This is a genomic window from Acaryochloris marina S15 (assembly GCF_018336915.1).
Classification (GTDB): Bacteria; Cyanobacteriota; Cyanobacteriia; order Thermosynechococcales; family Thermosynechococcaceae; genus Acaryochloris; species Acaryochloris marina_A.
On record NZ_CP064923.1, the window covers coordinates 5,365,879 to 5,388,561 of the forward strand.

The window sequence follows — 22,683 nt, forward strand, 5'->3', positions numbered from 1 at the left end:
GTCTGAGCTAAAACGCGACAGTGTTCAGTCAGTCGGTAATAGCTGACCATCTTCCATCTGGAGAATCCGATCCGCCATATCTAGAATACGGTTGTCGTGAGTCACCAACATGACCGTACAGCCTTCTTCTTGAGCCAGCTTTCGCATAATTTCAACGGCATCCCGCCCCGTCTTGCTATCAAGGGCAGCAGTGGGTTCATCGGCGAGGACCAGTTTGGGATAGCTGACGAGGGCGCGGGCAATGGCGACTCTTTGTTTTTGTCCCCCCGATAGACTTGCGGGATGGTAGTTGACATGTTCTCCTAAACCCACGGATTCGAGGATTGCGATCGCACGCCCCTTACGTTCCTCCAACGTCAAATGGGTATGCAGCTTCAAAGACATGCGGACATTCTCTTGAGCCGTTAGACAGTCCAGCAAATTATGGGATTGGAAGATAAAACCAATCTGCTGACGGAGCTTGACCAGCTTTTTTTTGGGAGCACCCAGGAGTTCTTGGCCCAGGAATTTGAGGCTGCCTTCCTGTTGCGATCGCAACGCCCCGATCAGCGTCAAAAGTGTGGTTTTTCCGCTCCCCGATGGTCCCATCAGGATCACAATCTCACCGGGATTTAAATCCAGACTAATATCCTTAAGCACAGGCTTCCGCAACTGCCCTTTGCCAAAGGCATGATTCAGATGGCGAATCGAAACAATCGGGTCCATCGGTTAAAACACATCCGCAGGATCAGCTTGGCGCAGCTTCTGGGTCGCAATCCCCCCCGCCCCCATGCACATAACGATCGTTAAAATAAATACCTGTGCCATCACATCGGGTCGCAAGCTCAAGGGGATTTTCGTTAGAGAACTCAACAGGCTATACACCCCAATGGATGCCACGCATCCGGGCACAAAGCCCAACACCGCCAAAATCAATGCTTCCTGCAGAACAACACGCAGCAAAGCATTATCAGCAAACCCCATCGCTTTTAAGGTGGCATACTCGGGCAGATGTTCCAGCACGTCTGAATAGAGCACCTGATACACCACAATTACCCCCACCACAAAGCCCATCATCGCCCCAAAATTAAGGACAATACCACTCGGATCCGCTTCGTAAAAAGCCACTTCCTTCTGGATCAGTTCCTCACGGGTCAACACCTGGATAGATGACGGTAAAGCTTGTTGGAGTTGCGTTTGTACTTGCAATGGGTCAGCCCCTGCATCTAAACCCACTAACCCTAAGCTGACGTTATCTAAACTCTCGGGACCGTTTCGGGCTAAGTAGTTTAAGTCACTCATAATGACGTGACCTTTCGTGAATAGGGTGCTTCCCAACGTAAACAAGCCTGCTATTTGAGTGCGACGGTTCCCCATTACGGTTGTCAGCTGTGGTTTTTGAGTGATTAAAGCTGGAATAGGTCCCAAGCCATCCTGAGACAGCCGGTCGTAGAGAATCGTATCGGGTTCTTTTAACTTGTCCAGTTGCTGATTGATTTCAGGCAGGGCAAAGGCAGGTTGAGCAAGGTTGAAGGCCAGAATCTTGACCCTATCAGGGAAGATTTCTATCTCTTTATTGTCTGACTTGGCTTGGCCTGGGGGAGACAGCAACTCCGGGGGAATAGGATGTTCGACGGGTAGTTGCTCAGGATTGATCCAGTCCACCCGTCCCATGATGTATAAGGGGTAGGCTGTAGCCACACCTGGAACCGCATTGGCTTGGTAGAGATAAATCTGCGCAAAGGTCTGAAACCCCAACGCCCGAGAGTAGGAAGACATCAAGAACAGATCGCCCTGGAGATTCTCATGAACCAAAGTAATGCCATCAAACAACACTGCCCGAATTCCCAGTTGGGCAAACATCAAAATATTGGCAAAGGCTACCCCCGTCAGGGCGACGGCCAAACGAGCCTTTTTATGGGAAAGCTGTGCCCAAGCCAAGGGGCGTTCAGCCGTTAAATTTCGGAGTTGTCCCCATTTCATCTAGTTGTCTCCTAGAGGTCAATCGTGACTCTGACTTGCATATTTGTAAGGCCAGCGACAATAGGGCTATCGTCCTGATCGATGCGGATGGAAACATTCACGATCCGGGCATTTTCATCCGTGGTTGGATTGTTATTTCCTGTGGACAAGGTGCGAGGGTCAATCTGGAGACCAACATCATCCACAACCCCCTGAATTTCTCCCTTAAATCCACCATATTCACTGAGAATAGTCGCTCGTTGACCTTTATTAATCTTGGTAATATCGGTTTCATACACTTCGGCCAGGACATACATTTGCTCTGTTCGGCCTAAATCAACGATGCCAAGCTGGGTATTCACCTGCTCCCCGACTTTGGTATTGATCCGGAGAATCTGTCCGGGAATTGGGGCTTGAACTTGGGTGTCGTCGTAATCTGCCCGCCGTTGCTCCACTTCAATTAAGGCCCGTTGTAGTTCGGCTTGAGCAATGGTGACATCAATCGGACGGATTTGCTGGAGTTCGGCTAACCGGGCCTTTTCTTCTTGGATTTGTGCTTTTAAAGTGGTGACGGTTTGCTCCAAAGAAGCAATTTGGGCCGCTAGGGTGGCGCGAGTGGTCTCAAATTCTTCGCGAGCGGTGTCTACTTCTGCCCGACTAATGGCCCCCTGTTGATAGAGCTGTCGTCGACGTTGGTAGGTCAGTGCTGCCTCCCGCAAAGAGGCTTGAGCACTGACAATCTCGGCTTCTTTTTGTTTAATCTCGACAGGAAGTTGAGTTTTCAGCCGTATTACAACAGCTTGCTGGGCAGCGATGCCACCGGGTTTGGCATCCCCTTGTTTAGCTTTGATGAGACGTGCTTGTGACAGTTTGACGTTAGCTAGCGCGGCTTTCAAATCCTCTCGCCGCCGATCGGCCCCTTGGAGGGTGGCAATCACTTGATCCTTGCGCACGCGGTCTCCCTCTTTGACCAAAAGCTGATTCACTCGACTGTCTTCAGCATTGGAGACCGATACTTTGATCACGCCAAATTCAGGAATAATCTTGCCCCGAGCTACCACTCGGCTGGATTTGACGGTGGTAGGAGTGGGAGTAGGGGTGGGTTGAGCTTGCAGTAATCCACAGGCACTCATCAAGAATGAGGCTCCTAGGATGACTATCAACTGTTTGCAGTCTCGTCGCTTTGCTCCTGGGACCGTCATGCATACCTCTAAGTCAATGAAGCATCAAGCAACTTGCTTCAATTGTAGACTTACATTCTCAAGTTGTTGTTTCTTTAGTTGATTTAGTATGCCAATAAGAATGCTGGGAAACTCGATGGAAACCTGGTGCTTTGCCTAGAAGAACAGCAGGTTCTTGCAAAATTGGCTAGAAAATTAACTCATATTGACGTTTGCTGCGCCCCAGGGCTGATGAGCTGTCATCTCAATTGGATCATTCTCTTTAATACAGCAAGCAGAATCTTCAGGCTGGCTGTATGCTTTGATATGAGAGGGTTTGGAGTAGGTGGAGTAGTTTAGGAGCAAGGGATAAGCCTTTGCAATAATCCTCAGCACCTCAGAAATAAACTGCTAAAATCTAAACCGAGTGCTCTAACAGGGAATCATAAAATAGTATGCTTGAACTAGTAGGTAATGTTCTTAGTTTAAAGTGTTAATCCCTGTTGATCTTGCCGTAGAAAGATCACTTTTGTTGATGTCCAACTTTTAATATCCTCACTGCCTCAACTTCCCGCTTCTGCTACGGAATGGGTGTCAAATTGCGTTCTCAACTTGAATGACTACCCCCCGCCTCCACCCCGATACGATTGAGCAGGTTCGCCAAGCCACAGACATTGTCGATGTGGTTTCCGAGCATGTCAGCTTGCGTAAGCAGGGGCGCAACATGGTGGGATGCTGTCCGTTTCACGATGAGAAAACCCCCAGCTTTAGCGTCAGCCCGGAAAAACAGTTCTATTACTGCTTTGGCTGTGGGGCTGGGGGCAATGCCATCAAGTTTTTGATGGAGATCGGGCAGCGGTCCTTTGGGGAAGTTGTTCTGGATCTGGCGCAGCGCAGCCAAGTACCGATTCAAACCCTGGCCAAGGATGAAGAGAAAAAGCTGGCCCGCAAGCTGTCCTTGCGTGAGCAGTTGTATGAAATTCTTGCGATCACAAGTCGGTATTACGAACATTCCCTCCGCCAACCCCCAGGTCTATCTGCCCTCCGCTATACTCGTGACCAGCGTGGGCTAAGCGATGACACCATTCAAACCTTTCAACTGGGCTATGCCCCTGGGGGCTGGAGTACCCTCCATGATGTGTTGGTACAAGAGAAAGGCTTTACCCCTGATTTAGTTCAGCAGGCGGGCTTGATTTTGCCTCGCAAGTCTGGGGGTGGGTTCTATGATCGATTTCGCGATCGCTTAATGATACCGATCCACGATGCCCAAAGTCGGGTAGTGGGATTTGGTAGCCGGACTTTAACGGGGGAAGAACCCAAATACCTCAATTCCCCAGAAACGGAACTCTTTAACAAGGGCAAACTCTTATTTGGCCTTGATAAAGCCCGTCAAACCATTGTTAAAGCCGATCGGGCGGTGGTGGTTGAAGGCTATTTTGACGTGATTGCCCTCCATTCCGTGGGCATCACCAATGCCGTCGCCTCTATGGGAACGGCCCTGAGCTTGGATCAGATGCGGCAGTTGCTGCGCTATACCGGATCCAAGCAGGTCATCCTTAACTTTGATGCGGATGCTGCCGGAGGTAAAGCCGCAGAGCGAGCTATCTCCGAAGTGGAAGATCAAGCCTATCGGGGGGAAGTGCAGCTCCGGGTCTTGAATTTGCCCAATGGCAAAGATGCGGATGAATATCTTCAGGAATACACCGCAGAAGACTATCTAGATCTACTCGATACCTCTCCTCTCTGGCTAGATTGGCAAATCCAGCGAGCCCTCAAGGATCGCGATTTACAGCAAGCCGAGCAGTTCCAGGCGGCAACGGAAGCGATTGCGGCTATTTTGGGCAAGCTGCCCAATGCCACCCTGCGCACCCACTATACCCATCGCTGTGCTGGCCTTCTCAGTCAGGGGGATTCTCGCCTAGCCCTGCAGCTAGAAGAAGCCCTACGGCAGCAGGTTCGCGGCCAGCGCTGGCATGGGCGATCCCAAAAATGGCAGCGGCCTGCAGACTACACCCTGCGAGAAGCGGCTGAAGCCCAAATCCTTCGCATTTATTTGCATCGACCGCAGTTTCGGCAAGATATTCACAACGCCATGAAGCAGCGGGATATTGAATTTAGTTTTTCCCACCATCGGTTTTTATGGCGGCAAATCTTAGCCATTGAAGAGGATCAAGCCAAGCTAGAGCCCGTCCATGCTGAATTTGACTCCCCTGCCTTTGATCTGATCGCCGTGGTGCAGGATCTGTGTACCGAGTATTCGCAAGAAATTCAGCAGGTTTACCACCTGATTCAGCTCAACGAAAAAACGGAACTGGATATTCTCCGACCCAACCTCTCGATTCGAGCAGCTGCAGCCAGCTTAGAGCGGATTGCTTGTGAAAAGCGCTGTCGGCATCTGCTGCAAATGTGGGAATCGGCGATGAAGTCTGCGAAAAAAGAACTGGGTCAGCGGCAAATCCTCAACACCTATCTGCAACAAATGCTGATGGATGAATCGGAACAGGCCCAGAGTTTACTAGAGGAAGAATCCTTTTGCTTGCAAGAGCTGGATGAAATCAAACGGCTGTACTACCAAGAAAAGCGCTATTTGCAACAGCTAGATCAACAACGCTGTGTAGCTCTAAATGATTTCAGTGAGTTGATGGAAAATCCCCAGCTCAATTTGAACTAAAGGCGCGAGACTGTAAGGACGCTGCAAGCCTGAGATCGAGATTTACCAATTTCCCTAAACCTGAAATGAATGACGGTATCGCTGCCGATGGCTAAACTCTGGGGCTAGGATTGAAGAGATGCCTACGTAGACTCTTCCTATGGCCACAAAAAAGCAATACAAAAATTTTGCCGAGCTCTTAGCTGGATCAGATAAACCATTACTGGTCGATTTCTATGCAATTTGGTGTGGGCCTTGCCGAATGTTAGTGCCCATCCTGGATCAGGTCAGCACTCTGTTGAAAGACAAGGTACAGGTGGTCAAAATTGACACAGAGCGTTACCCAGAGCTGGCAACGGAATATCATGTTCACGCTTTGCCGACCCTCGTTTTGTTTAAGGATGGCCAGCCGGTGGAACGGATCGAAGGGGTCTTGCCGCCAGAAGATATTGTCAGTCGAGTGCAGCCCTTACTCTAGCCCAGGCTGCGGCAGCAGGGCTTAGAGATCTTTCAGTAACGAGAAAAAGTCGGTGGCTACAGTGTGTTGTTCGAGTTCTTGACTGCCGAGGAGCTTGAGAACAATGTTGACTTGGGCCACCATATCCACCACCCGAGTCAGCATATTATCTTCCCGGAACGCCGGGAGTAAATCCGTTGCTCCTTGTTCTTTGGCCCACCGCAATTCAGAGGGAAGAACTTCAGTTCGCCCCCGACAGGTGAGGACCACCTTCACTGATGGATAGGCCTCATGGCACCAGCGGCAGAACTCATAGGGATTGGGTTCTAGGGTCTCTGCTTCGATGAGCAGAAGATCCGGCAATCGGCTTTCATTGAGCGCATAGTTATCTAGACAGATTCTCAGGTCCTCACTGGTGGTCAGCTTCTCCCAAATGACGGTGACCCCCTGGTAGATAAGCAGCTCTTGCCAGAGTTTGCCTTGGGTGGCAGAGGGCTGGATCATTAAGACGAGCTTTTGATGGATATGGGGTTGAAACGGCTCCAAACCTGAGGCCAGCTGAAACTCCATACCCAGTTGGCCTAACTTCACCTGATCGCCATGCTGTAAGCAGGTGGGATGGAGAACCCGTTGTTCATTGATAAAGGAGCCATTCAAGCTGCCCAGGTCTGACAAGTAATACTCTTGCAGAGGGGTCGTGAAAATCAGGGCATGTTGGCGCGATAGGGTGACATCGTCAAAGGCGATAGAACAAGCTTTTTCTCGTCCCAGGGTCCATAAAGACTGCCCCACTAGGGTCCGGTAATATCCTTGGGGGGGATAGGGTGAAAACCGTGCCATCGAGACGGATGGAGTCCAAAAGCCACCCTCTGTTAGGGCTTGATGGGAAAGACAGGAATTGGCAGGAATAAACAGTTGGGGCTTGGGAGCTGATGACACGATGGTAAAGCACTTATTTCAATAGAAGATTACATATCTGGAACACAGTAATACTAAGAATTTTTAATTGCCCTGAGTTTAACAACAGTCAGTTTTTTTGCGGGTGAGAATTAATTATGCCATGCTCCATTTTGATCGGGTAGTGCAACGTAGAATTGTCAAAAAAAATCACCTCCCTAGGGAAGGTGAAGAGATCAGTGATTGTTTTAGGAATGGATCCCTAAAAAGAAAAGCTGTGGAGATTAGCTGAGGGCCGCATGGGAGCGATCATAGCTCCTGCGGAAACTAGGATGGACTTTGCCTTGAATATGATTCCAGTATTGAGCCGCATCCGCACTTAACCCGACTTCAGCTGCAGAGCGACTGAGCAGAGCTTGCTGGCGATTCTTGATCCAGCGGTGGTGGGATGTCATCAAGGACCGAGCCATATTTTGGACAGTCAAGACAGCAGGTGCAGCTACAGGTGTCGTAGGTGCTGGGGTATAGGTGGGGGTCACTTCTGACTCTGGGGTGCCTGTTTCATAGGCGACGCCCCGGTAAACCAAGTTAAGACTGGGTTGCATTACCGGGGTTTTGTGAGCATTTCTAAAGCGCCACTCCAATCCTCGATACTGACCGACTTCTTCACTAGAAGTCATATCCACTTCAGGGGGATTGTATTCGTAGCTAACACCGCGATAGGTAAGATTCATGATTCGCCTCCGATCATAATGATGGGTATAGATTTGAGGCGCGTTCCTTCGAGCGAAGGCTCTACTTCCGTCCCTTGATTACTAAGAACAGGGTTAAAAACGATTTAAGGGATGAACGATTTAATTTCTGTATCAACCATAACATTTTTAAGTAGAATTTGGGCCATTTCACAAAAGTAATCATTAGAATTACTTATTGAAAGTGCCGTTTAGAATGAATATATCCGTATCGTTCTTCCCCAGGTGATAATCTAAAGAGTCGTTTTCTGCTGCTCTCCTTCATGTCTTCTCCTGCAATTCCAGTAGACAAAATCCGATATGACGCTCAAGGGCTAGTGCCGGCCATCGTTCAAGACTATTTAGATGGCACGGTGTTAATGATGGCCTGGATGAATCCCGAGTCTTTGCAGAAAACCATGGATACGGGGCGGACTTGGTTTTGGAGTCGGTCCAGACAGGAATTATGGCCGAAGGGCGAAACTTCAGGCCATGTGCAGGAGGTGAAGTCCCTGCGGTATGACTGCGATAGTGATGCCCTCTTGGTCGGGGTGGAACAAATTGGCGATATTGCCTGCCATATGGGTGAGCGCAGCTGTTTCCATCAGGTGGAGGGCCAGGTTTCTGCCCCGCCTGCTGATACTTTGTCCCAGGTGTTTGATGTGATTTGCGATCGCAAACACAATCCCTCCCCCGACTCCTACACCTGCCAGCTATTTGCTGCGGGTGATAACAAGATTCTCAAGAAAATTGGCGAAGAATCCGCAGAAGTGGTGATGGCCTGTAAGGACGACAATGCTGACGAAATCGCCGGAGAAGTGGCCGATCTGATTTACCACAGCCTAGTGGCATTGGCTCATCATGATGTAGATATCAAGGACGTCTATCGCAAACTCCAAGAGCGGCGACGCTAGGCATGAAGCGCGAAGTTTGGATCGTCTCTGCCATTGCCTTAGTTAACTCCCTTAGTTTTACTGTTCTGCTGCCGACCCTGTATCCCTACGGTCGGCAGTTTGGATTGAATGATTTTGAGACCAGCTTCCTATTCTCGATTTTTTCCATTGCCCAATTTTTGGCGACCCCCGTCATTGGACAGCTTTCGGACCGTTGGGGACGACGGCCCCTATTAATTGTCAGTTTGGCAGGGACCATGCTGGCCAATTTGATGGCGGGTATGGCGACAGTGGCTTGGGTATTATTCTTAGCCCGATTTCTAGATGGGATTACCGGGGGCAATAACTCCGTGATTCAAGCCGTGATTGCGGATGTGACCGAGCCTGAGAATCGGGCTCGCGGTTTTAGTCTGTTTGGGGCTGCCTTTGGCGTTGGCTTTGTCCTCGGTCCCATTATTAGTTTGGGAGCCCAAGAGATCTCCCTCGGGGCTAGTTTTTTGGTGTCGGCTTTGATCGCCGGGATCGCCCTCGGGGTGACCTACTTTTTCTTGCCGGAAACCTTAGAAGAGCGGCCACCACAACCCCATCGGTTGGAGTTGGGGTTGGCCAAATTAATCACAGGATTAACGATTCCCAAAGTTGGCATTCTCTTGTTTATCAACTTTTTGATCGGTACGACCTTTACGATTTTCACCTACGCGTTTCAGCCTTACTTTATCAATGTGCTCGACCAAAATCCCCAGTCCTTGGCCCTGATGTTTATCGTTTACGGGGTACTCGGGGTGTTGATGCAAACTTTCGGAGTGCCTCGCCTGACGAAACGATTTAATTTGCTGTTGATCTTATTTTTGGCATTGCTGATTCGGAGTTTGGCCTTTCTGGCGATGCCCATCTGGCCCAATTTAATCTATTTTGTCTCCATCACCATTTTCTTTTCGGTCTTTAATTCCCTAGTTCAACCCATTATTAATACTCTCATTTCTCTCAATGCCAATCCTCAGCAGCAGGGTATGGTGATGGGCTTGAATTCGTCTTATCTCAGCATTTCTAATGGTATTGGCCCCGTGATTGCGGGTGTACTGATTCGCCAGTCCAACTTGGCGAGCTATGGCTATCCCCTGTATTTGGCGGGCGGGTGCACCTTGTTGGTGTTACTGGTGGCAGTGCAGACCCGCACAAAATATGCCCCCAGTTGAGTTGGGAGCATTCTGTTTGCTGAAATTAATCCTTGGACGTTAGCCGGGATGGAAGATGAAGCCGACCTTATCTTCTTTGCCGAGGGAAATGCGATCGCCGGCCCGTAACCGATAGCGATCGCCTGGACGTAACGGCTGATTATTCACATAGGTGCCGTTCGCACTGCCCGTGTCTTCGATGTAGTAGCCATCCGGCTCAACCCGGATATCAGCATGGACTCGGGACACCACATCACTATCGGGAAAGCCAGACACATCAATATCGGGGGGAATCCGATCATTGGGCTTACCAATATGCACCAAGTTGAGATTGGTGGGTAAATCCAGATTCGAGTTAGACCGCTCATGCAACAGTCGTGCCACGGGTAATTGCAGTTGGGTAGCACCAACGGGCATGGGCTTGGGCTGTTCGGGAATCGGCGTTGTGGTCGGTTGCGGCGCGGCGGAAATGATGGGTTCTGGAGGAGCAGGAGGAGCTTCTGGTGCAGGAGGGGTAAACGCTATGGGCGGAGCCACAGGCGGCATGGGCGGAGCTACAGGCGGCATCGGGGGTTGCGAGGCTTCAGGGGGCATGGGCGGAGCTGGTGCTTCGAAATCTAATTCTGGCGGTGTCGGCAGAGAAGATGGAGGAATCACATTTTCCGTGGGCTGCTCGCTCATTTCGACGGCTAGGGGAGGGGGAAGACTGCCCGGAGGAGTCACTTCCGTGGGGGCATATCCCAAGTCCACATCGGGAAATTCTGTCATTTCGACTTGGTCAGGCGGTGTCATTGCGGGGGGATCGGGCAAGGGCACCACGACGTCGGTGGCGGGAATTGCGGATGGAGTCTCAAAGCTGACTACATCGGTGGCGGGAATTCCTGCACCTGCATTGACTTGAGTCGGAGCAGTGGCCATGTCTAGACCGGGGACTTCAACACCTGGCTCCAGTGAGGTTCCACATTGAGAGCAAAAAACGGCGTCTTCTGGCACCTGAGCGTGGCAACTGGGGCAAGAAGACATTTTGGGTAGCTCCACATAGCAAGCTTCACAAGTAATGGCCCCTTCTGGGTTAGCGTGGCCGCAGTTGGTGCAGGTAATCATAGATCTCCAAACTTTGTCATCACTTCATCCAAGATACACTGCACAACCCAGCCTTAGCATGTCATTGATCACAGTCCTACCAGCTGGGGTGGATTCTGGGGTTTGAGCCCAAACTCCCTGCCTACCAAAACTCGGTAAAATTGGCGACAACGCAAAACGAACTGGCTGTTTTAACCCAAGGGAATTCGGGTGGTTTCAGAAGTTCAGAATAATTTAAACCCTGCTCAGGATGATTGCTTGCATGTCCATCGCGACGTTGATTCTACCCCTACAAGATCCGGTCTATGCCTTTAGCGTGCTGCTGGTGATTTTGCTCCTAGCCCCGCTGATCGCCAAGCCCTTAAAGCTGCCTGCTTTGGTGGTGCTGATCCTTTTAGGGTGCTTGTTGGGGAGCAATGGCCTCGGCATTATTGCCCGAGATGCTCAGCTGATCTTTTTAGAAAAGGTCGGTCTGCTCTACATTATGTTGCTGGCAGGTCTGCAAATGGATCTGAGCGACTTACAGCGGTTGGGAATGCGAGCGCTTATTTTTGGGTTGCTCACCTTTGGCCTGCCCTTCGCTGTGGGAATCGTGTCCGGTCAGGTGATGATCAGTATGGGAATCATCGCGGTTGCTGGGTCGAGTGGGTTGGCCGCTGCGCTACTGGGGATCTTGTATTCGCCTCACACTTTGTTGGCCTATCCGAGTATGACCCGTTTGGGGTTGGCCCAACGGGAATCCATTGGGGTCGCGGTGGGAGGAACCGTGCTAACGGCAATGCTCACTTTAGTGGGCTTTGCATTGATTCAGGCGATGGCCGAGGGGCAGATTGGGCTGGCGTTATGGCTGAAATTATTGGTGGGCTTACCGTTGTTGGCGACTCTCTGTTTTTGGGGCGTTCCGCAACTGGGGCGCTGGTTTTTTAATCCCAAAGCAGAGGTTCCCCTGGGGCTACAGTTTATTTTTGTGGTGGCGACGCTATTTGTGATTGCCTCTGCTACTCAGGGGTTAGGGGTGGATTCGATTGTCGGGGCCTTTATTGCCGGTTTGGCTCTGAATCGTTCGATTCCCATCGAGAGTGATCTGATGAACCGGATTGATTTCGTCGGGAACAGTCTATTTATTCCAGCGTTTATGGTGTCGGTGGGGGTACTGGCCAATCCAAAAGTATTTGTTTCAGCACCCGGCAGTTTAGGCATTGCTGGGGTCATTATTGGGGGAGCAGTCGCGTCTAAATGGGTATCGGCCTGGCTGGTCGGTCGCTGGTTTGACTATGAACCGATGGAAGTATGGACCCTCTTTAGCTTGACGATTCCCCGAGCGGCCTTAGTGTTGGTGATTACGTTATTTGGCAAAGAAGCGGGGTTAGTGGATGACAATATCTTTAATGCGGTGATTGCCTATATTGTCGTCACTTGCTTATTGGGACCGATTTTGTCGGAATGGGCTGGGCAAAAATTGGCCACTCAACTCGAAGGCTAACGGGAGTTCTTGCTTACAATTAAGGCGGACCTCTCTTGGGCTGATTAGCAATTCTATGGCTGAACCTAACCGCCAATCCTGGGATGCAGGCCGCTTCCTGCAAACTCTGTCCTACTTTGAAGAAATTCCTGTTCTCAACTGGTTTCAAAAAATGATGCCTGGATTTACGCCCCCTGCCCCACCTCCTGTTCAAGCCAACCTCATTTTTGACTTTAGCCAAGCCAATGATATTAGCCAGCTCTGGGGAGCGGTGGATGATGTGGTTATGGGAGGGGTGAGCAATAGTGGTTTGCGGCAAGAGTCAGGAGTTGCCCTGTTTACGGGGAATGTCTCGACGGCCAATTCCGGTGGGTTTGCCTCGGTACGCACGCGCAATTTTGATCCGCCCCTAAACCTATCGGCCCATCAAGGTATTGAGCTACAGGTGAAAGGGGACGGCCAACGCTACAAGTTTTTGCTGCGCGATCAGGATCGATGGGATAGTATTGCCTACTCCCACTCTTTTGATACGGTGGCTCAACAATGGATTACGGTTCGTATTCCCTTTAACCAACTCACCCCTGTGTTTCGGGCCAAGACGGTGAATGATGCGCCTTTGATTGAGTCTCAACAAATTCGAGCCATGCAAATGATGTTGAGTAAGTTTGAATATGATGGGGCTTTGAATCCTCGGTTTAGTCCAGGTGAGTTTCGACTGATAATTAAAACGATTGGTGTGTATTGAGTGGGTTGTGCTCATTCACCAGCCGGTTGAGCAACAAGTATTATGACAACCATATTGGCAGTTTCTGGGAGTTTGCGATCGCAATCTTCCAACACGCGTCTAGTCCAGGCCATTGCTGGGTTAGCACCCCCAGGCATCAAGGTCGAAATCTATAACGGTATTGCTCAATTGCCCCACTTCAATCCTGAGTTGGAAGGCGAGCCAGATCTTGTAGCCGTGGAGCAATGGCGGACTCAGTTACAAGCCGCGGATGGTGTCCTGTTTTGCACGCCCGAATATGCCCATGGTGTGCCGGGGACCTTGAAAAATGCTCTAGATTGGATTGTGTCTTCAGGCGAATTTATGCATAAACCCACCGCCGTCATCAGTGCTTCTCCATCCCCAGATGGCGGGGATAAGGCTAATGCCTCATTGGTGCAAACGCTGCGGGTGATGATGGCGGATATCCAAGAGGAAGCGATTCTCTGCATTCCAGCCATATCGGCAAAGATCAATGCTGAGGGTAAACTCACTGATACCTCTACAGAGATAGCCTTGCGATCGGTTCTTCAGGCTTTGATACCTGAGGAGGACTGCATCTTTTCCCTCGACTCCTGATCTGTCAACTTGAAAGGGCCTTCAGATTGGACGAATGGCGATCAGCTACTCTAAGCCATGATCGGCCAAGGTTTAGTCTGGGGATTTATCAATCAGCTCCTGTATCATCTGAAGACTCTCAGATGACATGTTGGCTTCTCTTAGAGCTATTTGTAGGGCCTGCCAGTTTTTCCGGCTTGGATTGGCGAATGCAGTTTCTAACTGAGTCAGCCATAAGGGCACCCCTTGTGCTGCCTGCCAATCTTCTCGCCCTATGAATAGCCCCAGATCGCCATGAGGATGTTCCTTGGGCAATTTGAGAAATACTTCTAAATCGTATTTGCCGTCATCTACTTGAAACATCCACTGGTCCTTTGAATCATTTGGGAAATGATGCAATGCGCCAACGCCAGAATTCAGATCATAAACAGTTGCCGTAGAACCATAACCGATTCCCTTCAAAGTTAAAGCAATGGCGATAAGACTTTCCTGTTCCGCGCGAGCTTCAGTACAGGTTAAGTCATCCAAAGTATGGCGATATCCCAAATTCATCATTTTTCCAAAACTAACTCGCCCGCCGAATTGTTTTTTCAAGAGAGCTATTTCTTCTGGCGAAGCCGATTCTGATTCAGACGATAGCGTAAAAATATCATTGGGCTGTTGTCCCAAAATAATAAATACGGTTTTGCTTTTGTTGAGCAGCATCAGACTATACTCATCATCACGGGCGTAAGCAAAGGATCGGGGATGCATGGCTCAAAGAAAAACGGGTCAAGGACAATAGATCCTGTACCCGAACCAAAAAACTATCATGACCCTACCATCGCAATTGCTAACCGTGCTAGCCCATGACGAATTTCTAGAACAAACTGAAGCACTCAAAGTATCAACCAGCCTGAGTCAGATGGTTTATATCGTTCTGCAAATGGGCTTGTTTCTAGCTCGCTGTCTTCTGGAGGATGAACTCTCAAGGCGCGCGAAAGCAGTATTTGTATGGCCTGTATGTACTACCTGCGGAACCCGCTTACATTCGAAGGGATGGGAATCTCGTCAGATGCAGACACTGGTAGGCACTATCTCTTGAAAGCGACGGGTGGGCCGTTGTCCCAAAGGATGTCCAGGCAGTCTGTTGACTCCCCTGGATCAAGCCATTGGGATTGCCCCCTATCAGCACAGCAGCGAAGAACTGGTGCGTCTGGGCTGCTTGTTGAGTCTGTTCATGCCCTATGAACTGGCCAGTTGGATGCTGGGTCAGTGGAGTGGTCTATCCGTGAGTCCATCCAGTTTGTGGAACTGGGTGCAATCCGTGGGTAACAAAGCTCAGCAGGAATTAGAAGCTCAACTCAACGCTCAATCATCAGGGACTCAGGCCCCTTGTGAAGCGATTTCAGAGATGTTATCTGCTCTACCTTTGGCCATTGCCGCCGATGGTGTGATGGTCCCCTTTCGCCCCACCCCGAACTCACCCAAGGGAAAAATCCAGTGGCGAGAAGTCAAAGTCGCCATCTTAGCTCGCCTGGGAACACGGGTTACCCGAGCTAAAAAGGAGGTCCCCCAATTACTGCGTCGAAGACTGGTGGCAGTATTGGGCGATATCGACCAGTTCATCCCTTTACTTCAACTCGAAGCTCACAAACAAGACTTTGAATCTGCTCCAAAAGTCATCTGGCTCAGTGATGGGGGACGAGGCTTCTGGCGAGTCTATCGCACCTTGTTCTCTCATTGTGCTGTGGCAGTCCTCGACTTTTTTCATTCAGCAGGCCATCTGGCACGAGCAACTAAAGCGATGTTTGGAGATGCCCGCTCTGCTCAAGCCCAAGCCTGGTTCCGGCACTGGCGACACCAATTGCGACACGGGCAACACCTACTTGTATTACGGTCCTTGACGATATTGATTCACTCACAACTGTTAACGGGAAAGTCTTTTTCAACGTTGCTCCAGGTGCAGGCTTATTTCCAACGCCATCATAACCACATCCGTTATCGGCACTTTGAACAGCAACAGATTCCTCTCGGGTCAGGAATGGTTGAAAGTGCATGCAAGTGGTTGATTCAGCAGCGCTTTAAGGGAGTTGGCATGCGCTGGAGTGAGGATGGTTTCAACCATTTACTGATCTTGAGAATTGCCTGGGTCAATGAACGGTTTGACTCCTTATTCCCAGAGGTGACCATTCCGAAAACTAAGGCATCCCCGATCCGCTAAATACGCCCCATCATCACCGTGATCGCTTATCCGTACCTCAGCATAGTCAGTGGCGGGAATAGGAACCTGTTGTTCAAACCAGTTAAGTTTCCAGCTAGCGTTGATAGCGATGTTGTCTGGGCGGGGTTGAAAGGTATTATTTATAACTGATTCTAAGGTATTATTTGTAGCTGATTCTATTGATAAACCTAGCTTTAATGCTCGGCATCGTTTTGGCCAAGTATCTAAACTCAACCCGGATGGTGGCTTTAAAGCTTGACTTTTGGCGCAACTCGTTACGGCAATCAGCCCCAAACAGACCAAGAGTTTTGAAATAGAATTATTATGGTTCATTCTCAAGCCCAAACCTATTATTGAAGTCCTGAATTTATGATGTTCTTAAGATGCCCAATAAGGGTCATTTCTCTGATGTTGTCAAGAGAATTACGACATTGTTTATGGACTATTATTAAAGATGTCAAATATCCAATTGTAGAAATATCACCTAATGGTAGTGGGGACTGTATGTGAGTCCATCAATTATCATTAATGGACTAAAAATTACTCAGAATATCCTTGGCGCTGGGGTTGTCACTGAGCTAATCATCAAGTAGCTCATCGGCTCGATTAGGAACTTTTGCTGGTATCTGCTTGTAAAGTATCAATCACTTCTTGACACCAATCGATCCATTCTTGTTCATATCGAATTCCTCGTCTCAGGGTCAAGTACCGGAATTGCATAGCTGGCTCTGGGGCTTCTACCTGTTGGAAACAGATTTCCTTCTCTAGATATCGGTCCAATTTTTTCTGGTGGAGGGCTTGACGCGCTTTGACCTGTTGAATCAGCAGGGAACGGGGTACGTAGGGGCCTGCCAGTACTTTGACTAAGAGATCCTCGCGAATAGGCGTAGGTGTGGAAGGCTGAGCATACCAGTCCAGCAACTCTTGCTTACCCACATTTGTGATCTGATAGAGCTTCTTATCTGGCTTGCCTTGTTGGGGAACCAGTTCATAGGTCACCCAGCCTTGGGTTTCTATTTTGGATAACTCTCGATAAATCTGTTGCTGGCTGGCTTTCCAAAAGCAGCTCACCGATTCCTCAAAGCGTTTGCTGAGGTCATAGCCGCTATGGGGAGCCTCAGATAAAACCGTCAAAATCGTGTGGGCTAGAGTCATGGAATGGTGATGGGGTGGCGTTGACATATCCAACAAGGCGAGTATAAATTATTGTTGAATACTCAACAAATTGTATATCAACAAGTTGGATATGAACGATAACTCAATCCTCCCCTTCGTTGCCCAAACGCGCTCAATCTTCTTTTAGACTTCGCTCTTGGAAATCACCACGAACCTTGGGATGGGTGGTTTTGGGAGTGAGTGCAGTGGCGATTGGCATAAAAACTTGGGGTGCGCCTCAGACTGGACCTGCTCCTAGGCAGGCCATCTTGCCTGTGGCTACTTTGGCACTGCAGCCGTCTACCTTCTATGACATTCAGCGCACCTACGCGGGGGAAGTCCAGGCAAATCGCACCAGTGAATTGGGGTTTGAGCTGACGGGGACCTTGATTGAGATTGCTGTGGATGAAGGGGATTGGGTGCAGCAAGGTATGCCCCTAGCTCGTTTGGATACTCGTAGCTTAGCCGCTCAACGCCAGCAGCTTTTGGCTCAAAAAGCCCAGGCCCAAGCCCAGTTCCGAGAGCTAAAAACAGGACCGAGAACGGAAGAGATTGGAGCGGCTCGGGCTGCCGTTGAAGATTTAGGACAGCAGCGCTTGTTGGCAGAAAAGCAAAGTAAACGCCGCCAAGAACTCTATGAAAAAGGGGCTATTTCCCGCGAGGCTTTTGAAGAACGATATTTTGCCGCTCAAGCATTGAAAAAACGCCAGGGCCAAGCTCACAAACGGTTAGAAGAATTGCTAGCGGGGACACGGGTGGAGCAGGAAAAGTCAGATCAGAAATCTCGTCAATATCAGCCTGAGACGGTAGTTGCGATCTCAGCTTAGGGATGAATGAGGCAGGTTGGCCAAGGCTGGGATGGGGGTCTGAACCAGCTCGACATTTATCTTGGCAACATCTCAAATCAGTAGGTTCTATTAGCAGGGTAAGCGCAAGAAAATCAAGCCTCTGAAAGGCTAGACTGTAAAGGAATAGAAGCGCCTAGAACTTTGAGCATATACGCTTCATCCATGCTCGCCCGTTTTAGTTTTTGACGGGTACTTTTCTTAAAGGACGTTTCTTGATTGAGAAGGTTGATGCTCCAGCGCCTCAGGATGGCCATGTTTTCCGGTGCATGTCCTGTGCGAATGCGGCTAGCATCTTCGCCAAAGGTCACATCTAAGACCCAGTGGAGTTGGTTCTCAATCGACCAATGCTGGCGGATGGCTTTGCCCAACTGCTGAGCATTTGGCGGTAGAGAGCTGATATAAAACATCACCTCATAGGTGGTTTTGTTCCACAAGTGGCGGGTCCGAGCGACCTTGACGATGGTTTGCAAGCCCTTCCACTGCGCCTGCTTGTAGAGAGGACCCATCTGTTGAAGGGACACGGCCCAAACTTGTCGTTTCTCGCGACGATGGTGCCCTGCTTCCACCCGGGCATCATAGCTGTGCTCAATGCCCTTAAACTCATTCGCTTCAGCCGTTTCAAACCATTGCTCAACCTGCTCAAACAGCGTGGGATGATTCTCCTTGAGGGCCAGCACATAGTCAGCCTCTTTAGCTTGAATGTGGCGGGCAATCTCGTGCTGAGTTCCCATTGCATCAATGGTAATAATGCACCCGGCAATGTCTAATAGCTCTAGCAGTGCTGGAATAGCGGTAATTTCGTTACTCTTGTCTGCAACTTTGACCTGTCCTAGAAATAACCGATACTCACTGGCCCAAGCACTGACCAGATGCAATGCGGATTGGTCTTGATTGCGATCATAGGAACCTCTGAGTTGTTTGCCGTCAATCGGTATCACTTGAGCGCCGAGGGTTGTCACTACCTGATCCAACCAGTGATTGAAACTCCGCTCAAAAGCGGAGGGGCAAATACGCTCAAACACTCGTCGATAGGTGTCTGCTGTCGGTATCCCGGACGGTAGCCTCAGAAAACTCGACAACCAATCTTGATGGCTTAGACCATAGGTTTCAATGTCTTCCCACCCTTGTGCGCCACCTAAACTTGCCAATAGTCCAATCACGACGATGCTGACAAACGGATGCTGGACACCTTGGCCTCCACGTGGATCAGGCAAATCTTCAAAACACTCGGACAATTGTTGATAAGCCTGATCGCAATCACTGGCAGGCAGGAGTGACGAGGATGAGTCAGTGGAAGCTGGTGAGGAAGGAGGCTTGCTGAATCCTGTAGCCATGGGGAAACCCTTTTAACAGAATGGAGTTCCAAAGCATATTACAGCTTCATTTTTCTTGCGCTGCCCCTGGTTCTATTAGACCTGCGGAACACTTTGTTTTAGATTGCCAGTGAGGTGACTGTTACGTCTTTAGAGACGTTACTTAGAGATGCTCCATGCCACGTCATCCGCGAACGCTGAAACCTAGCTATTGCTATCACATCACCACCCGCTGTAATAATCGTGACTTTCGGTTAGTGCGGGAAGAATGTCGGGATGTTTTGCTCTATGCCATTCATAAATGCCAGGTCAAATATGGTTTTAAGCTGTATGCCCTCTGCATTATGAGCAACCATGTCCATTACCTGTTGGAACCTGCCCAGCCCCAGGACCTGCCCAAAATCATGCACTGGCTGAACTGGTATACGGCCATGTGTTTTAACCGGATGCTCAATCGCAGTGGGCACTTCTGGGAAAAGCGCTATCACAGCACGGGGTTTCCGAATACGGATAAGCGACGGGCGTTGAATACGCTGCGGTATATCCATGCCAACCCGAAAGCGGCGAAGATGCAGCAGGGCTTTTTCTATGATTACAGCAACTATGGCAGCTATGAGCGGCTAACCAATGACGGAATTAGCCAATGGCATCCAGCTTTTCTGGCGTTGGGAGCGACAATTGAAATTTGTGCTCGGGCTTATCGGCGCTTTTGCCAGCGGTACAAGCCCAAGCCCAAACCACCCAAGCGCATTTATTGGGGCACGAACCTATTGGCGAAGTTGAGGTTAAAGCGGAAAGTCCATAAACCATCCCCTGGACAAACTCGGTTGCCTTGGGATGATTGGGATGGGGTAGACCCAGAGATTCAGGCAGTGGCGATGAAGTTTGTGTTGGCAAATTGCTTAAACCCGGAGGTGGTGAAGACTCGATATGAGCCTGATTTTATACAGTTATAGATAAAAAATTGGGTTTGCTAGGTGCCAGGTAAGGAATCGCTAAAAGGACGGGTTTTATGTTGATCTGAATGTGGAAATGAAATTTAAAAATGCTCAGGACTGTCTCGTGCTACAGTCTACAAGTCTTTGCGCGAGAGAAGAGATTGCGCGAGAGAAGAGAGAATACCCAACGGTAATTCTCCCTCAAATCCAAACGGTAATTCTCCGTCAAGAGAATTTTCGAGATCGTATGTTGGATTTTGCCACTTGCCATTGTTTGTCCAGCCGATGCGATCGCAGAACGTTCTTGTAAACTCATTGTAATCTGTCGGGCTTCCGCACTCTTCCCAAATCCGTTTTTGAACACTAAAGCCCCACTTGCCATCGCTGTACTTAACCCACAGACGATCCAGCATTTGCAAATCGTCGCAGGGAAAAGTCTTTAGGTCATCGCTATTCAAATATTGCCCTTCTTCTTTCCCCACGGTGGTAATCATCAACCGATAGGTCTCCTGGTCGGCTTCACGCCATTGTTGGGTTTGTAGAAGCGTCTCTAGGTTGGCATATCGAGACGTTTCAACTTGGGAGGTAGTTTTTTCAAATGCAGCCAATTCCTCTGCAGTTAAGTCCAGCCGTTTGGTAGTGTCTTGCTGGATGGTATAGGCCAAATCAATGGCCTCTTGGCGCAAAGCTTCCCGAATCAATGGCGTAGGGTTGACCTGGGAGGCATAGAGCAAAATCGTCTGTTTCCACCAATCATTCTGGAGATGTTTATAAAGCAACGCTTCTTGCTTATCATCAGCAATCTGAGTGGCAGCCAAATACTCTTGCAAACTGAGATGAGCGAACTCAAATTCACCCAATTCCCGCTCTACCAGCAATTCGCTAATTTGCACCACTTCTGCCAAGAAATTCTTTTGTTCAACTTGTTCCTGTTGCAGTTTTATATATTTCTTGATTCGTTCCTCTAGGTCAGAGTGACCCAACCGCTCCTCATGGGCTTCCATCATGGATAACGCCAACCGTTGCAAGATAAGCTGGGCTTCACAATCGATTAAACAAGTCTTCAGCTTTCGTGCCCTTGGCCGGTCTCGAAGCTGTAACGTACAAATCTCTCGATATAGTTCAACCCTGCGTTTAGGTAACTCTGCGCCGGGATATCGCCAATGGAACGACACAATCATATTCAGCAAGAGTGGATTTCTGGCTAAATCCTTCAGCTCTTGCCGCGCTTCAATTTGGGTTAGCAGTTCCTCAGCGGCAGTTTTTGCAGCATGCTCAACGTCGGGAGTCAACTCTCCCCCACTGGCATATTGCTCTTGGTACAAATACCAATTCTCTACAAAATTTCGGCGTTGGGATTCGCTAAAGTCTTGCACCCAAAGGATAGGAAGTTCCAATCGGTCGACTAGCTCCTGATCTTTATAGGCTTTAGGACGTGAAGTGACTATAAATACTGATTTGCTGTAATGGCGCATCTGATCATTAATCCATCGAGCCACCACCGGACGTTGCCCAGAGGCCACCTCATCGAAGCCATCCAGCATTACCACTGCTTCACCTTGATTAAGCTTCTTTTTAACCCAATCTTTTGGTAAATCAGCTAACTTATCAAAATCCGGCAAATCTGGAATATGGTGATTTCTAATCAACTCCGGTAAAGTCGGTGGTTGCTCTTGAGCCAATAGGTCTCGATGTTTACGCAGCACCAGCAAAAAAGGGACTCGTCTGGGTACACCGTATTTACCTTGTTGGTTCATGCCATAGGTATAGGCAATATGCTTTAGCAGCGTCGTTTTGCCATAACCACCCCAAGCCAGTACCCCAATTTGGCTGTGGGTCATGAAGTTTGAGTCTTTCCAGGTCTTACTCAGAAAATCCCAAATTTCACTCTCCTGCATCTCATTAAAGGAAAGCTTTGTAGGATGTTGCATAGGAGACTCTCTCAAACCCGACGGTAAGGAGTTCCGGTCCAATTGCAAAGGAACATAAATCTCCTCCAGTAGAGGCCGGAAAATGCCATCGTGTTGAATCACCCCTTCAGATTTCTGGCGACGGCAAGCCCAAGCTTGACATCGAAAATACTGTTCTTCTACGCCACTAACTTTAGCAATGCCATGATCAATCGCTTTATTGGCTGCTTCTCCTGCTTTTGTTAGGCGATCTTGAGTACCTTTATGAACCGGGTTTAGCAAACTGGCTCCATAGGAAATCCCCAAACCAATCACCCCAGATGCCAAGGCTTTGGGGATATCACTATCATTGAACAGAGACCAAAACGCACCTGCTCCACCTACCGTCACCCCGCCTGTCCGTACTGCTTTAACAACAACATCTGCAATCTGGTCACTGAGAGAAACCTTAGCTTTAGGTTTTGGAGTAGGTTTATCAGTCTTGGTCATAGCTCTAGAAATATGGCACTGCTTTTAATACAAGACAAAACTTTTTCAGCTAGCTAG

At 49.3% G+C, this 22,683-nt stretch carries 19 protein-coding genes, 1 pseudogene and 1 riboswitch; of the genes and pseudogenes, 10 read left to right on the forward strand and 10 right to left on the reverse strand.

Going from position 1 to position 22,683, the window contains the following annotated elements:
• Window positions 1–24: 24 nt before the first annotated feature.
• From I1H34_RS24450 to I1H34_RS24460, 3 genes are read right to left on the reverse strand one after another with little or no spacing between them, the layout of a single operon-like run.
• The gene (locus I1H34_RS24450; protein ID WP_212663470.1) at window positions 25–705 is read right to left on the reverse strand and encodes a DevA family ABC transporter ATP-binding protein; all 681 of its coding nucleotides are present in this window, start codon (window positions 703–705) and stop codon (window positions 25–27) included.
• Between the two features lie 3 nt (window positions 706–708).
• Window positions 709–1,962: an FtsX-like permease family protein gene (locus I1H34_RS24455; protein WP_212663471.1), complete on the reverse strand. Its 1,254-nt coding sequence runs from the start codon at window positions 1,960–1,962 to the stop codon at window positions 709–711.
• A gap of 11 nt (window positions 1,963–1,973) precedes the next feature.
• On the reverse strand, window positions 1,974–3,143 hold the full coding sequence (locus tag I1H34_RS24460; RefSeq protein WP_212663472.1) for an HlyD family efflux transporter periplasmic adaptor subunit: 1,170 nt from the start codon (window positions 3,141–3,143) through the stop codon (window positions 1,974–1,976).
• A 574-nt stretch (window positions 3,144–3,717) separates the two neighbouring features.
• Between I1H34_RS24460 and dnaG the strand changes: the two genes are divergently transcribed.
• Both dnaG and trxA read left to right on the forward strand, forming a co-directional pair.
• A complete protein-coding gene (dnaG, locus tag I1H34_RS24465; RefSeq protein ID WP_212663473.1) occupies window positions 3,718–5,772 on the forward strand; it encodes a DNA primase in 2,055 nt (684 codons plus the stop codon).
• Between the two features lie 139 nt (window positions 5,773–5,911).
• On the forward strand, window positions 5,912–6,229 hold the full coding sequence (gene trxA / locus I1H34_RS24470) for a thioredoxin (protein ID WP_212663474.1): 318 nt from the start codon (window positions 5,912–5,914) through the stop codon (window positions 6,227–6,229).
• A 21-nt stretch (window positions 6,230–6,250) separates the two neighbouring features.
• Here trxA and I1H34_RS24475 read toward each other — a convergent pair whose 3' ends face one another.
• Entirely contained in the window at window positions 6,251–7,147 is an 897-nt protein-coding gene (locus I1H34_RS24475) for an FHA domain-containing protein (RefSeq protein ID WP_212663475.1), read from the reverse strand.
• Window positions 7,148–7,389: 242 nt separating this feature from the next.
• Window positions 7,390–7,839, reverse strand: coding sequence for a glutamine synthetase inactivation factor IF7A (gene gifA, locus I1H34_RS24480; RefSeq protein WP_212663476.1), 450 nt, complete (start codon window positions 7,837–7,839; stop codon window positions 7,390–7,392).
• 37 nt (window positions 7,840–7,876) lie between these two features.
• Window positions 7,877–7,959: riboswitch (Glutamine riboswitch) on the reverse strand.
• Between the two features lie 161 nt (window positions 7,960–8,120).
• Here gifA and hisIE point away from each other — a divergent pair.
• Window positions 8,121–8,750, forward strand: a complete 630-nt coding sequence (gene hisIE, locus I1H34_RS24485) for a bifunctional phosphoribosyl-AMP cyclohydrolase/phosphoribosyl-ATP diphosphatase HisIE (protein WP_212663477.1) — start codon at window positions 8,121–8,123, stop codon at window positions 8,748–8,750.
• 2 nt (window positions 8,751–8,752) lie between these two features.
• The gene (locus I1H34_RS24490; protein ID WP_212663478.1) at window positions 8,753–9,925 is read left to right on the forward strand and encodes an MFS transporter; all 1,173 of its coding nucleotides are present in this window, start codon (window positions 8,753–8,755) and stop codon (window positions 9,923–9,925) included.
• 39 nt (window positions 9,926–9,964) lie between these two features.
• Here the strand turns inward: I1H34_RS24490 and I1H34_RS32815 are convergent, their stop codons facing one another.
• Window positions 9,965–11,008, reverse strand: coding sequence for an FHA domain-containing protein (locus I1H34_RS32815; protein ID WP_212663479.1), 1,044 nt, complete (start codon window positions 11,006–11,008; stop codon window positions 9,965–9,967).
• Window positions 11,009–11,249: 241 nt separating this feature from the next.
• On the opposite strand from I1H34_RS32815, the gene I1H34_RS24500 reads away from it, so the two are divergent.
• From I1H34_RS24500 to I1H34_RS24510, 3 genes are read left to right on the forward strand one after another with little or no spacing between them, the layout of a single operon-like run.
• A complete protein-coding gene (locus tag I1H34_RS24500) occupies window positions 11,250–12,470 on the forward strand; it encodes a cation:proton antiporter (protein ID WP_212663480.1) in 1,221 nt (406 codons plus the stop codon).
• A 55-nt stretch (window positions 12,471–12,525) separates the two neighbouring features.
• Window positions 12,526–13,194, forward strand: a complete 669-nt coding sequence (locus tag I1H34_RS24505; RefSeq protein WP_212663481.1) for a CIA30 family protein — start codon at window positions 12,526–12,528, stop codon at window positions 13,192–13,194.
• 42 nt (window positions 13,195–13,236) lie between these two features.
• The gene (locus I1H34_RS24510; protein ID WP_212663482.1) at window positions 13,237–13,791 is read left to right on the forward strand and encodes an NADPH-dependent FMN reductase; all 555 of its coding nucleotides are present in this window, start codon (window positions 13,237–13,239) and stop codon (window positions 13,789–13,791) included.
• A 72-nt stretch (window positions 13,792–13,863) separates the two neighbouring features.
• Here I1H34_RS24510 and I1H34_RS24515 read toward each other — a convergent pair whose 3' ends face one another.
• The gene (locus I1H34_RS24515) at window positions 13,864–14,475 is read right to left on the reverse strand and encodes a hypothetical protein (protein WP_212663483.1); all 612 of its coding nucleotides are present in this window, start codon (window positions 14,473–14,475) and stop codon (window positions 13,864–13,866) included.
• Window positions 14,476–14,581: 106 nt separating this feature from the next.
• On the opposite strand from I1H34_RS24515, the pseudogene I1H34_RS24525 reads away from it, so the two are divergent.
• Window positions 14,582–15,973: pseudogene (locus I1H34_RS24525) on the forward strand (ISKra4 family transposase).
• Window positions 15,974–16,579: 606 nt separating this feature from the next.
• Here I1H34_RS24525 and I1H34_RS24530 read toward each other — a convergent pair.
• On the reverse strand, window positions 16,580–17,128 hold the full coding sequence (locus I1H34_RS24530) for a PadR family transcriptional regulator (RefSeq protein ID WP_212666424.1): 549 nt from the start codon (window positions 17,126–17,128) through the stop codon (window positions 16,580–16,582).
• Between the two features lie 119 nt (window positions 17,129–17,247).
• Between I1H34_RS24530 and I1H34_RS24535 the strand changes: the two genes are divergently transcribed.
• Entirely contained in the window at window positions 17,248–17,955 is a 708-nt protein-coding gene (locus I1H34_RS24535; protein ID WP_249369586.1) for an HlyD family secretion protein, read from the forward strand.
• A gap of 113 nt (window positions 17,956–18,068) precedes the next feature.
• Here I1H34_RS24535 and I1H34_RS24540 read toward each other — a convergent pair whose 3' ends face one another.
• The gene (locus tag I1H34_RS24540) at window positions 18,069–19,310 is read right to left on the reverse strand and encodes an ISAs1 family transposase (protein WP_249369176.1); all 1,242 of its coding nucleotides are present in this window, start codon (window positions 19,308–19,310) and stop codon (window positions 18,069–18,071) included.
• A 155-nt stretch (window positions 19,311–19,465) separates the two neighbouring features.
• Here I1H34_RS24540 and I1H34_RS24545 point away from each other — a divergent pair, with 155 nt between their 5' ends.
• Window positions 19,466–20,245: a transposase gene (locus I1H34_RS24545; protein WP_212663484.1), complete on the forward strand. Its 780-nt coding sequence runs from the start codon at window positions 19,466–19,468 to the stop codon at window positions 20,243–20,245.
• 116 nt (window positions 20,246–20,361) lie between these two features.
• Here I1H34_RS24545 and I1H34_RS24550 read toward each other — a convergent pair whose 3' ends face one another.
• The gene (locus tag I1H34_RS24550; protein WP_212663485.1) at window positions 20,362–22,626 is read right to left on the reverse strand and encodes a GUN4 domain-containing protein; all 2,265 of its coding nucleotides are present in this window, start codon (window positions 22,624–22,626) and stop codon (window positions 20,362–20,364) included.
• Window positions 22,627–22,683: the final 57 nt, after the last annotated feature.